A 12103-nucleotide genomic window follows, 5' to 3' on the forward strand; every position below is an offset into this window, starting at 1 on the left:
CACCGTGTAACACGGTGGTAACTGAGCGAGACCCTCCCTCGGTCGCGCTTCCCCAGCCAGGATCGGTGTGTCGGCGCAGGTCCCCGCACCTGGCATCCGTCAGGAAAGTGGACCTGCCATGTCCTTGAAACGCGTCCTCGGATCGCTGCTCATCGCTTCCACGCTGGTGCTGGCCGCACCCCGGCCCGCTCTCGCCCATCCCGTCAACGCCGCCGACTTCCAGCAGGTCACCCTCGCCAAGGGTGTGGCCGAGGTGGGCGAGCCGATGGCCATCGCCGTGCTGGCGGACCGGTCCGTGCTGCACACCGCCCGCAACGGCACGCTGCGGCGCACCGACGCCGCCGGCACGACCACCGTGATCGGTACGCTGCCCGTCTACACCCACGACGAGGAAGGTTTGCAGGGCGTCGGGGTCGACCCCGGTTTCGCCACCAACCGGCAGATCTACCTCTACTACGCGCCACCGCTCTCCACCCCGGCCGGGGACGCGCCCGCCACCGGGACCGACTTCTCCGCTTGGAACGGCGTCAACCGGCTGTCCCGCTTCACCCTCAACGCCGACAACACGCTGAACACCGCGAGCGCGGTCACCGTGCTCGACGTGCCCGCCACCCGGGGGATCTGCTGCCACGTCGGCGGGGACATCGACTTCGACGCGGCCGGCAACCTGTACCTGTCCACCGGCGACGACAGCAACCCGTTCGACTCGGCCGGGTTCTCACCGCTGGACGAGCGCACCAACCGCAACCCCGCCTACGACGCGCAGCGCACCGCCGGCAACACCAACGACCTGCGCGGCAAGGTACTGCGGATCAAGGTGAACGCGAACGGGTCCTACTCGGTCCCGAGCGGCAATCTGTTCCCGGCGGGCACGGCGAACACCCGCCCGGAGATCTACGCGATGGGCTTCCGCAACCCGTTCCGGATGAGCGTGGACAAGGCCACCGGCGTCGTCTACCTGGGCGATTACGGACCGGACTCGGGCTCCACCGACCCGAACCGCGGCCCGAGCGGGCAGGTCGAGTTCAACCGCATCGCCGGCGCGGGCAACTACGGATGGCCGTACTGCACCGGGACGAACACCGGCACCGAGACCTACAACGAGTGGAACTTCGCCGCCGGCACGACCGGGGCGAAGTACAACTGCGCGGGCGGGCCGGCCAACAACTCGTTCCGCAACACCGGGCAGGCGACGCTGCCGCCGGCCAGGCCCGCCTGGATCCGGTACGCCGGAGACGCCGGCACCCCTCCGGAGTTCGGGGGCGGCTCCGAGTCGCCGATGGCCGGCCCGGTCTACCGGTACGACGCCGGCAACCCGTCGGCCACCAAGTTCCCGCAGTCGCTCGACGGCCACTTCTTCGCCGGTGAGCTCGGCCGGGGCTGGATCAAGCCGATCCACGTCGGCACCGACGGCGCGGTCGGCGCGATCTCCGACTTCGCGTGGGGCGGCAAGCAGGTGATGGACATGGCGTTCGGGCCGGACGGCTCGCTCTACGTCCTGGACTACGGCACCGGCTACTTCAACGGCGATGCCAACTCCGCGCTCTACCGCTACGACTACGTGGGTGGTGGCAACCGCGCGCCGACCGCCGCCGCCGCGGCCGACAAGACGTCCGGCCAGGCGCCGCTGACCGTCGCGTTCTCCTCCGCCGGATCCTCGGATCCCGAGGGCGGGGCGCTGACCTACGCGTGGAGTTTCGGTGACGGCAGCAGCTCCACCGCCGCCAATCCCACCAAGACCTACGCGGCGAACGGGACCTACAACGTGACGCTCACGGTCACCGATCCGCAGGGTGCGACGGGCACGGCGAGCGTGCAGATCGGGGTGGGCAACACCGCGCCGTCGATCAGCATCGGCTCTCCGGGAAACGGGCAGCTTTTCTCGTACGGCGATACGGTGCCGTTCACCTTCACACCGAGTGACCCCGAGGACGGCACGGTCAACTGCGCGCGAGCGAAGATGACGTACGTGCTCGGCCACGACAGTCACGGCCACCAGATCACCTCGGCGAACGGCTGCTCCGGCGTCATCACCATCCCGGTCGACGGTGAGCACGACGCGGCGGCGAACATCTTCGCGGTCTTCGACGCCGAGTACACCGACGCGGCCGGGCTCACCACGCACCAGCAGCACATCCTCCAGCCCCGGCACCGCCAGGCCGAGCACTACAAGACCTCGTCCGGGATCAACACGTTCACCAAGACGGCGGCCGAGGGTGGCCGGACGGTCGGCGACATCAACAACGGCGACTGGATCGCCTTCGAGCCCTACCAGCTGGGCAACGTCACGTCGTTCACCGCGCGGGTGTCGTCCGCCGGGGTGGGCGGGACGCTGCAGATCCGTGCGGGTTCGGCTACCGGCGCTGTGCTGGGCTCGTCGACCGTACCCGTGACTGGTGGCTGGGATTCCTTCACCGACGTCACCGGCACGGTGACCGGCGCACCGGCCGGGACCACCACGCTCTATCTCACCTTCGCCGGCGCCGCCGGTGCGCTCTTCGACCTCGACGCCTTCACCCTCAACACCCCCGCGGCGGGCGCGATCAAGGGCTTGGCCGGAAAGTGCCTCGACATCTCCGCGGGAGCAACAGCCGACGGTACGAAGGTGCAGCTCTGGACGTGCAACAACACCGCCGCACAAACCTGGGCCCGATCAGGTCAGACCTTCCGGGCCCTGGGTAAGTGTCTCGACGTGGCCGGTGGCGCCACCGCCAACGGCACGAAAGCGCAGCTCTGGACGTGCAACGGCTCCGCGGCGCAGAACTGGGCGCTGCAGTCCGACGGCACGATCCGCAACCCGCAGTCCGGACGCTGCCTGGACGTCAGTCAGAACAGCTCCGCCGACGGTCAGCAGATCCACATCTGGGACTGCATCGCCGGAGCGGCCAACCAGAAGTGGGTGCTCTCATGAGAAGAACCCTCCTGATCCTCGCCACGATCGCGGCGACGCTCGGCGTGCCCGCCGCGGCGCAGGCCGACACCCCCTACGACGTCCTGGTCTTCTCCCGCACCGCCGGTTTCCGGCACGACTCGATCGCGGCGGGCACCCAGGCCGTCCGCGAGCTGGGGGCGGCGAACGGTTTCACGGTGACCGCCACCGAGGACCCGGCCGTGTTCACCAACCTGTCGAACTACGAGGCCGTCGTCTTCCTGAACACCACCGGTGACGTGCTGAACGCCGCGCAGCAGAGCGCGTTCGAGACCTGGATCCGCTCCGGCCGCGGCTTCGTAGGCGTGCACGCCGCCGCCGACACCGAGTACGACTGGCCGTTCTACGGCGAACTGGTCGGCGCCTGGTTCGCCTCGCACCCAGCGATCCAGTCCGCCAACGTCAAGGTCGAGGACCGGGCACACGCGGCCACCGCGCACCTGCCGCAGGTCTGGAACCGCACCGACGAGTGGTACGACTACCGCACCAACGCCCGCAGCAGCGCCCACGTGCTGGCCACCCTGGACGAGTCGTCGTACTCCGGCGGCACGATGGGTGCCGACCATCCGCATTCGTGGTGCAAGCCGTACCAGGGTGGCCGCTCCTTCTACACCGGCGGCGGGCACACCGCGGCGTCGTACACCGACGGTGCCTTCCGTGCCCACCTCCTGGGCGGCATCCGCTATGCGGCCGGCCAGGCCAAGGCCGACTGCCGGCCGGAGACCGGCTACACGCCGCTCTACAACGGCTCGACCGCCGGCTGGTCGCAGGCCGGGCCGGGCGCGTTCACCAGCACCGACGCCACCCTCACCTCGACCGGCGGGATGGGCCTCTACTGGTACAGCGCGAAGCAGTTCACCAACTACTCGCTCAAGCTGGACTGGCGCCTCGCCGGCGACGACAACACCGGCGTCTTCCTCGGCTTCCCGCCGTCGACCGACCCGTGGTCGGCGGTGAACAACGGCTACGAGGTGCAGATCGACGCCACTGACGCCGCCGACCGCACCACCGGCGCGGTCTACACGTTCAAGTCCGCCGACCTGGCGGCCCGGGACGCCGCCCTGAACCCGCCCGGCGCCTGGAACACGTACGAGCTGCTCGTCGAGGGGGAGCGGTTGCGGGTGTACCTCAACGGCGTACAGATCAATGATTTTCTGAATGCTGACCCGGCACGCTCGCTCGCCGGCCACATCGGCATCCAGAACCACGGCGCCGACGACGAGGCGTCCTTCCGCAACATCCGGATCAAGGAACTCGGCGGCACACCGCCGGTGACCTCCGGGCCGATCAAGGGCCTGGCAGGAAAATGCCTGGACGTCTCCGGGTCGGCAACCGCCGACGGTACGAAGATCCAGCTCTGGACCTGCAACAACTCCGGCGCCCAGAACTGGACCCGCCAGGGCACGACGCTGCGGGCCCTGGGCAAGTGCCTCGACGTGGCGGGTGGCGCGACGGCCAACGGTACGAAGGCCCAGCTCTGGACGTGCAACGGCTCGGGGGCGCAGAGCTGGGCGCCGCAGGCCGACGGATCGATCCGCAACCCGCAGTCGGGCCGGTGCCTGGACGTGAGCCAGAACAGCTCCGCGGACGGGCAGCAGATCCACATCTGGGACTGCTACGGCGGCGCCAACCAGAAGTGGGCGCTGCCGGCCTGACCCATCAGCGGTACCCCGGCCCCGGTCGCAACGGCGCGACCGGGGCGGGGTGGTCCCACCTCGTTAGCCTGGCGCGAATGACCTTCCGTACCGCGCTGCGAATCGGCCGCACGGCCGTCTACCTGGCGGTGGCGGCCGGGCTCCTGTGGTGTCTCTGGTTCGCGGCGCTGTGGATGTTCGGCGACGAGGGGGCGATGCCACCGAGATGGCGCATTCCGGCGGTCCCGGCCGGCGCGACCGTCGTTGAGGACACCATGATGTGCGCCTCGGGCGGATGCTGGTGGAGCCTCACTCTGACGCCGTCGGCCAGTCAGACACCGGAGGATCTGGCCCGGGAGATGGGCCTCGCGCGGGAGCGGACCCTGCCGCCCACCCTGACCGATCCGGGTTTCGTCACCGTCGGCGCCGACCCACGCCAGGACCGTCTGGTCGTCTACGTCGGCTACCGGTGATCCCCTGTCGGTTCACTCGCCCAGCAGGCCCACCAGAACCCGCGACACCGTGTCCTCGAAGCGTGGCGCCGGCACCAGCGGACCGCTGGTCAGCGCCGCCGCCAGGTGGGCGTGCCGGCCGGTTGCGACCGCGTGCGCGAGGTATGCGCCCTGCCTTTGCCGGGCGCTGGAGCTTCCGTTGAGCTCGTTGAGGGCGAGCGCGGCGGTGAGAGTGTTCATCACCGCGAACGCCTCCAGCTTGCGACCCACGGTCGCCGAGTGCTCGGCGAGGACCGCCAGTACGTGTTCCAGCAGGTCGGTGCCGTGCGGGCCGAGCGCCGAGCGGGTGAGCACCAGCTCCGGCAGCCAGCCGTGCCGCAGCATCAGCTCGCGTCCCTGCCGGCACACCTCCAGCAGGCCCGGCAGCCAAGGGCCGCCCGGAGCCGGCAACGCGTACCGGCCCGCCACCTCGTCGGTCATCAGGTCGAGCAGGTCGTCCCGGCTGTCGACATAGCGATAGAGCGACGCCGCCCCGGTGCCCAGCTCGGCGGCGACGCGGCGCATCGAAACCGCGGCCAGGCCTTCCCGGTCGGCCAGCGCGATCGCCGCCGCGGTGACCTCCGCCCGGGATCGCTCGGCGGGCCGGCCGATCCCCGTACGCCGCTCCCTGAGCCATACCGGCACCGTCTCTATGCCACCCCTCTCCATGCCACCCCTCTCCGTTGCGCCCAGCCTACCGTTGCGGATACGGTGTTCGCGAACACCGTTCCCGAATGAGCGAGGCGGCTCCCGAATGAATGAGGCGGCGATGAACCGAACCCCGTACACCGCACGCAACGGCGACGTGCACCTCGCCGTCGACGACCTCGGCGGCGCCGGCGGTGACCCGCTGCTGCTGATCATGGGGCTCGGCGTCTCCCGCTTCTATTGGCCCGACGGCCTGGTCACCGCCCTGATCGAGGCAGGCTTCAGCGTGGCCTCCTTCGACGGCCGCGACGCCGGCGGATCCACCCACTTCGACGACGTCCCGGTCGGCAACCCGGTGACCGCGCTGTTCCGCCGCCGGCCGCCCGCTTACACCGCCGAGGACATGACCGACGACACCGTCGCCGTCCTGGACGTGCTCGGCTGGCAGCGCGCCCACCTCTTCGGCATCTCGCAGGGCGGCCTGGTCGCCCAGCGCACCGCGCTGCGCCACCCGGAACGGGTGCACACCGTGACCTCGTTCGCCGCCATACCCAGCGACATCCGTGGCGCCGCCGTCCTGCGCTACGTACGCCTGCCGTTCCTGGCTCGCCTGGCACGCATGCGCCACCCCATCGGCCGCGACGGCGATGTGGCGGCCGGCCTGGACCTGTTGCGGGCGGTCGCCTCACCCGGCTACCCGTTCGACGAGCAGGACGCCCGCCTCCGCGTGGAGCGCGAACTCGACGCCGGGCTGCCCAGCGGTGTCCGCGACAACCGTGCCCAGGCCCGGCAGGTGAGCGCCACCTGGCACGGCCCGCGCCTGCGCGAACTCCGCGTGCCCACCCTGGTGCTGCACGGCGAGCAGGATCCGCTGGGCCGCCCCGCCGCCGGCCGCCGCATCGCCGCGTCGGTGCCGGGCGCCCGGTATGTCGAGTTGCCTGGTGTCGGTCACGATCTGCCCCGGGAAATCTGGCCCACCGTGGTCCGCGAGATCCGTGCCCGGGCCGGCTGATCCGGCTACCGTTCCTCCGCGCTTGCTATCTTCCTCGGCGTGCATGCGGACAGCAGCCTGGCGGGCGCCCTTCGGGAGTGGAGCGGGTGGCTGAGCCGGCTCGGCGCCCCGGTTGCCCCGTGGCTACGTCGCGGACGGCCGCCCGAGGAGATCCACGCCGTGCTCGGCGCGGACGTGCCCGCGGCGGTCCTCGCCTGGTTCTCGTGGTGCGACGGCGTCGACGACGCACCCGGCCAGACGATCGGCGACTGCTGGGTGATACCGGGGTACTGGCCGGTCACCCTCGCCGAGACCAGCGACGAATGGCCGGTCGAGCTGTCGTACCCCCACTGGGTCCCGCTGTTGCGGGACGGCGCCACCGACCTGTACGTGGCGGCCTGGTCCGCGGCGGGCGAGGAACCGGTGGTCGTGTCTCTGCTGGATCCGGGGAACCCGGTCGTCGAATTCGGCTCTGTCGCCGAACTCGTCACCGTCACCAACGCCTGCTTCGCCGGGGGCGTCTACACGCTGGGTGAGGACGGCCTGCTCGACCTGGTCGACGCCGCCGGTTACGACACCATCTACGAAGAGGTCACCGGCCGATCCGCGACGTGACGTCCGTGAATCGCGCCGCCGGCGGCCGGCCCGCTGGTCCCGCTCGTCGCCACTAGCAGGCATGTGGTCGTCAGCCGAGTTCGATCTCCACGAGTGGGCTGCCGGCGATCCAGCTCTCCAGGCTTCCGGCCCAGTCCAGAGCCGGGACTATCTCACCGAGCACCCGTGCTCGCTCGCCGGAGTCGGTGACGGGGCGTCCCCGTACCTGAAGATCCTGGTTGTTCAGATGCAGTGTGAACTCGGGGTGGGCGAGCACGTTGGCATACCAGTCGCGCGAGCCGGGGCTTCCGGTGAGCCAGAAGCGGCCGGAGGCTTGGTAGCGCCACGTCTCGATCCTTCTCGGCTGCCCGGTTCGCCGCCCGATCGTGGTGATCTCCACGGTTCGCTGCCGCTCCAGCGCGCGCAGCGCCTCATCCGTCGCCGTCATGCACCCATCCTGCGACCTCAAGCGAGCTTCAGGTCAAGCCGCCCATCCACCTCTTGTAGCCAGCATGCGGCACGCTGCCGAGCGGGCCATGGCGGCGGCATCATCCGGTAGTGGCATGCGGCATGGATGTGGACCAATACGATGGTCGGCGCATGCTCGCAGCGGGGGTGGGGGGTCGTATGGCACTGTTCGACGACGCGTACGCGGCGGATCCCCATCCGGCACTGGCTGAGCTGCGGCAGGCCGGGCCGGCGCACCGGGTGATCTCGGCCGCCGGGGTCCCGTTCTGGATGATCACGCGGTGGGACGAGGCACGTCAGGTGCTGGCCGATTCGTCGCTGTCCAAGCGGCAGCCGGTCGACCAGCTGCCCCCGCAACTGCGCTCAGCCCTGGCGACGCAGATGCTGCTGCGCGACCCGCCGGACCACACCCGGCTGCGGCGGCTGATCTCGGCGGCTTTCACACCGCGCCGGACGCAGGCGCTGGCGCCGGGTATCGAGCGGATCACCGACCGGCTGCTCGGCGAACTGGCCACGGTGCCGGAGCCGGATCTCATCAGCGGGTTCGCCGTTCCGCTTCCGTTCGCGGTGATCTGCGAGCTGCTCGGCATCCCGGCGGCCGAGCGTGGCCCGTTCCACGCCTGGTCCAACGTGATCATTATCGGCGATTCCAGCGCGGCTGACATGGTCGGGGCGATGTCGGAGATCGTTGCCTACTTCCGTGACCTGCTCGCCCGTAAGCGTGCCCAGCCGGCCGACGATCTTCTCAGCGCGCTGCTGGCGGTTGTCGACGACGGTGACCGGCTCACGGACGACGAAGTGGTCGGCATGGCCCTGCTGCTACTGGTCGCCGGCCACGAAACCACAGCGAACCTGATCGGCAACGCTGTCTACCTGCTCTGCCGCTGGCCGGATCAGCGCAAACGTGTGCTGGACGATCCGGGTCTGCTGCCCGCCATGGTCGAGGAGGTGCTGCGGATGGCAAGTCCGGCGGCGACCACCACCTACCGGGTCACCACCCGCCCGATCACGCTCGGCGAGACCACGATCCCGGCCGGCGAGCAGGTGCTCATCTCGCTCCTGGCGGTGAACCGCGACCCGGAAAGGTACGCCGACCCGGACACGCTCGACCTGGATCGCAGCGACGGCGGGCACCTCGCTTTCGGTCACGGTGTCCACTTCTGCCTGGGCGCGCCGCTGGCCAGGCTGGAAGCGCGGATCGCCCTGGGCCGACTCCTCAACCGCTACCCGGACGTCCAACTCGCAGTGCCGCCGCAGGAGCTGCACTGGCGTACCGGAATGTTGATGCACGGGCTGGCAGCCCTGCCGATTCGCCTCCGAAGCTGAGCGCCCGGGTATTCGGGGGACAGCGGGATCGGTTTGCGCCCTTTAAGCTGCACCGGTTCGTCGATTGATCACGGGAGCAGTGGATGTTTCTTCGTACGTTGACCGGAGCGATGCTGGCCGTAACCGCAGGCCTGGCATCCGTGGCGCTCAGTTCGCCGGCGCATGCCGAGGAGGCCCAGCCCGACGTCAAGACGGCCGTCGCGTTCAGCCAGGAGACCGGCAAGGTCGGCGACACGGTGACCGTTACGGTCACGGTGTCCAACAACGGCACCGGTACGGCAAAGGACGTGGCGGTTCGGCGAGAATGGGACGACGCCCTGACGTGGACGTCGCCCGCCCTTGCCGACGGCGCCAAGTTCGACCTCGCCGCCGGGGAGTCGAAGGTTCTGACCCGCACCGGCACCATCCCGGAGGCGGCGCTCGCCGACGGGTACGTCCAGGTGCTGTACTTCTTCGCCGCGGCGAACACTGACAAGAACATGAACGACAACATCGCCTACCGCAGCATCCGGGTGCCCGGCCAGGTCGGTGACTTCACGATCCACGTCGTCGACGCCAAATCCAGCGGCGGCGGTGTCGCCGGCGCCGTCGTCCAGTTCACCGAGCTGACCAACAGCCCCGGCAACTTCTCGGCGCGGATCAGCAGCGACGCCGCCGGGAACGCCCAGCTGAAGGGCGCGCAGGTCGGCCGCTATCAGGTGAAGGTCACACCGCCGGCGGGCTGGAAGGCGACCGACGTCGCCCAGGCCGAGGTCAACGTCAAGGCGAAGCCGGGCAGCTTCACGTTCAAGCTGGAGCGCAACGGCGAGCCGACGGCCGAACCGAGCCGGCCGGCGCCGTCCGCAACCGCTTCGAGCGGTGCGGCCACGGTGAGCCCCTCCGCCTCCAGCGCGGCGCCCGGGACCGGCGCCGGTGAGGGCGACGGTGGCGGCCTGCCGGTCACCGGCTCCAACACGACGACGGCCGTTGTGGCGGGCGTGGGCCTGCTGGTCGCCGGAGCGGTGGCGTTCCTGCTGGCACGTCAGCGGCGTACCCGTTTCACCAGCTCCAACTGACCGTTCTTGGACAACGTACGGCCCACGCTGTTGTCTGACAGCGTGGGCCGTACGCGCTCAGCCGGACTCCTGGTCGCGCCGAGAAGCCGCTCGATGGCATGATGCGGCGGTGCTCCACACGCGGCGTTCCCGCCATGACCGGGTCGCGGCGTCGCTGGCCGCCCGCACCGACGGGGACCTGGCGGAGTTGTTGCTGAACTCGCCACTCAACGGTGTGGGCGTGGGCGGCGGCTCGTCGATTGCCGAGGTCGATGGTGTACCCGTGTTCGTCAAGCGGGTCCCCATCACCGAGCGGGAGCTGGCTCATCCGCACAGCACGGCGAACCTGTTCGGACTACCGGCCCGTTGGCAGTACGGCATGTACCGCCTGGCCGGCCCGGGGTTCGGCGCGTGGCGCGAGCTGGCCGCGAACCTGAGCGTCACGGAGGGCGTCCTCGCAGGCGAGTCCGGGTCGTTTGCGTTGCTGCACCACTGGCGGGTGCTGCCCGGCCGGCCGCCGGTCGCGGCCGAGCACCTCGACGTCGACGCCGTCGTCGACCAGTTCGGTGGTGACCAAGCTGTGCGTGCGCGGCTCGAAGCGCTGGTGGGTGCCACTGCGAACCTTGTGCTGTTTCTCGAACATCTTCCCGACGGGCTGCCTCGCTGGCTGGGCGACCCGGTTGGCAGAGCCGCGGCGGTAGAGCGGCAGCTGTTCGAGATGGTGGCGTTTCTGCGTCACCGCGAGGTGCTGCATTTGGACGGACACTTCGGCAACATCCGGGCCGACGACGACCGGCTCTACCTGGTCGATTTCGGGCTCGCCACCTCACCGCGCTTCGAGCTGTCGGACGCCGAGCGCGACTTCGCCGCCCGCAATGCCGGTCACGATGCCGACTACGCTTCCATGCGCCTGGTGAACTGGCTGGTCACCTCGGTTTGCGGGATTCCCGCGCCGGCCGGCAGTGGTCCTGTTGCCCGCGATCAGGTCGTACGCCGATGCGCGACCGGCGGCATCCCACCGGACGTGCCGTCGCCCGTGGCGGAGATCATCGCCAGGCACTCCCCGGCCGCTGCCCGGATGAACGACTTCTGCTGGCGCCTGTTCGACGGTGACCTTCACGCCGAATATCCCGGCCAAGAGAACGGGTCCCGGCCCGGGGGTCGCTGGTGGTCGGTAGCATCTGGCGATGCCGGAGAAGCTGATCGACATTGTTCGCCGTGAAGGCGTGGACCATCTCAAGGCCTACTTCGCGCCGGGGGCGTACACGGGGCAGTGGTTCGAAGCCTTCGCCGGTGGCGGCGATCGAGCCGAGGTTCGTGACCGGATCACCGTGGAGGATCTGTACGCGGTGGAGGCCCTCAACGTCCAGGTTCCGTTTGCCGTCGGCAAGGAACTGATCGATGGGCAGCTCGGCAGCGACATCGGGGCTCACCTGCGAGAGATCCCCATTGATGCCGAGCTGGGCGTGCGCGGCGGTGAAGAGCTGGTCGCCGATGGTGGGCACGCCGATCGGGCATGGCGGCTCCTGAACAACCGGAACGAGAAGACCGGGATCGGCTGGGTGATCGCCGGAAAGCTTCTGGCCCGCAAGCGCCCGAAGCTCATCCCCGTGTACGACTCCATCGTCAGCTGCCAGTTCGGGGCGCCGAAGAACGTGTGGATGAAGCTCCATCACCAGCTCGCCCAGAACGACGGCAGCCTGCGGGCCGCACTCGCCACAGCCCGCGCAGCCGTGGGCTTGGACCACGAGGTGAGCGTTCTGCGGTCGCTCGATGTCGTCTTGTGGAGGCGGCATGTCGCGGAGCACTGGCGGGCCAAGCCGATGTCCTGCCCGCAGCGGGGTTCGGTGGCGCTCGAGCTTGCCTGACGCTTCGGCTCAATCGTCGCTGCCGTGGCATTTGATCCTGCGTGGAAATGGCATGATCGACTGCTTACACCTCGGGGCGCGGGTGCGGAAGAATTATTCGCATGGGGCAGGGGTCGTTTT

The 12103-nt window shown here is 69.8% G+C and carries 11 protein-coding genes; 9 read left to right on the forward strand and 2 right to left on the reverse strand.

Going from position 1 to position 12103, the window contains the following annotated elements:
- Positions 1–118: 118 nt before the first annotated feature.
- The 3 genes from ACFQV6_RS23595 (at position 119) to ACFQV6_RS23605 (ending at position 5036) form a co-directional block, all read left to right on the forward strand.
- Complete coding sequence (locus ACFQV6_RS23595; protein ID WP_378029733.1) at positions 119–2911, forward strand: PQQ-dependent sugar dehydrogenase; 2793 nt, start codon at positions 119–121, stop codon at positions 2909–2911.
- The gene (locus ACFQV6_RS23600) at positions 2908–4584 is read left to right on the forward strand and encodes a ThuA domain-containing protein (protein ID WP_378029734.1); all 1677 of its coding nucleotides are present in this window, start codon (positions 2908–2910) and stop codon (positions 4582–4584) included. Before ACFQV6_RS23595 ends, ACFQV6_RS23600 begins: the two co-directional genes overlap by 4 nt.
- Before the next feature lie 77 nt (positions 4585–4661).
- Positions 4662–5036, forward strand: a complete 375-nt coding sequence (locus ACFQV6_RS23605; RefSeq protein WP_378029735.1) for a hypothetical protein — start codon at positions 4662–4664, stop codon at positions 5034–5036.
- A gap of 12 nt (positions 5037–5048) precedes the next feature.
- Here ACFQV6_RS23605 and ACFQV6_RS23610 read toward each other — a convergent pair whose 3' ends face one another.
- Positions 5049–5699: a TetR/AcrR family transcriptional regulator gene (locus ACFQV6_RS23610; RefSeq protein ID WP_378029736.1), complete on the reverse strand. Its 651-nt coding sequence runs from the start codon at positions 5697–5699 to the stop codon at positions 5049–5051.
- A gap of 124 nt (positions 5700–5823) precedes the next feature.
- Here ACFQV6_RS23610 and ACFQV6_RS23615 point away from each other — a divergent pair, with 124 nt between their 5' ends.
- Positions 5824–6714: an alpha/beta fold hydrolase gene (locus ACFQV6_RS23615; RefSeq protein WP_378029737.1), complete on the forward strand. Its 891-nt coding sequence runs from the start codon at positions 5824–5826 to the stop codon at positions 6712–6714.
- Positions 6715–6753: 39 nt separating this feature from the next.
- The gene (locus ACFQV6_RS23620; protein WP_378029738.1) at positions 6754–7308 is read left to right on the forward strand and encodes a hypothetical protein; all 555 of its coding nucleotides are present in this window, start codon (positions 6754–6756) and stop codon (positions 7306–7308) included.
- 70 nt (positions 7309–7378) lie between these two features.
- Here the strand turns inward: ACFQV6_RS23620 and ACFQV6_RS23625 are convergent, their stop codons facing one another.
- The gene (locus tag ACFQV6_RS23625; RefSeq protein ID WP_378029739.1) at positions 7379–7735 is read right to left on the reverse strand and encodes a nitroreductase family deazaflavin-dependent oxidoreductase; all 357 of its coding nucleotides are present in this window, start codon (positions 7733–7735) and stop codon (positions 7379–7381) included.
- A 179-nt stretch (positions 7736–7914) separates the two neighbouring features.
- On the opposite strand from ACFQV6_RS23625, the gene ACFQV6_RS23630 reads away from it, so the two are divergent.
- From ACFQV6_RS23630 to ACFQV6_RS23645, 4 genes are all read left to right on the forward strand, one after another.
- Entirely contained in the window at positions 7915–9081 is a 1167-nt protein-coding gene (locus tag ACFQV6_RS23630) for a cytochrome P450 (RefSeq protein WP_378029740.1), read from the forward strand.
- A gap of 83 nt (positions 9082–9164) precedes the next feature.
- Positions 9165–10136 (forward strand): LPXTG cell wall anchor domain-containing protein, encoded by a 972-nt coding sequence (locus ACFQV6_RS23635; protein WP_378029741.1) that lies wholly within the window; start codon positions 9165–9167, stop codon positions 10134–10136.
- 109 nt (positions 10137–10245) lie between these two features.
- The gene (locus ACFQV6_RS23640) at positions 10246–11337 is read left to right on the forward strand and encodes a serine/threonine protein phosphatase (protein ID WP_378029742.1); all 1092 of its coding nucleotides are present in this window, start codon (positions 10246–10248) and stop codon (positions 11335–11337) included.
- On the forward strand, positions 11303–11983 hold the full coding sequence (locus ACFQV6_RS23645) for a DUF6308 family protein (protein WP_378029743.1): 681 nt from the start codon (positions 11303–11305) through the stop codon (positions 11981–11983). The genes ACFQV6_RS23640 and ACFQV6_RS23645 overlap by 35 nt, the downstream gene beginning before the upstream one ends.
- The last annotated feature ends 120 nt before the right edge of the window (positions 11984–12103 follow it).

Source organism: Actinoplanes sp. GCM10030250 (assembly GCF_042666575.1).
Taxonomy (GTDB): Bacteria; Actinomycetota; Actinomycetes; order Mycobacteriales; family Micromonosporaceae; genus Actinoplanes.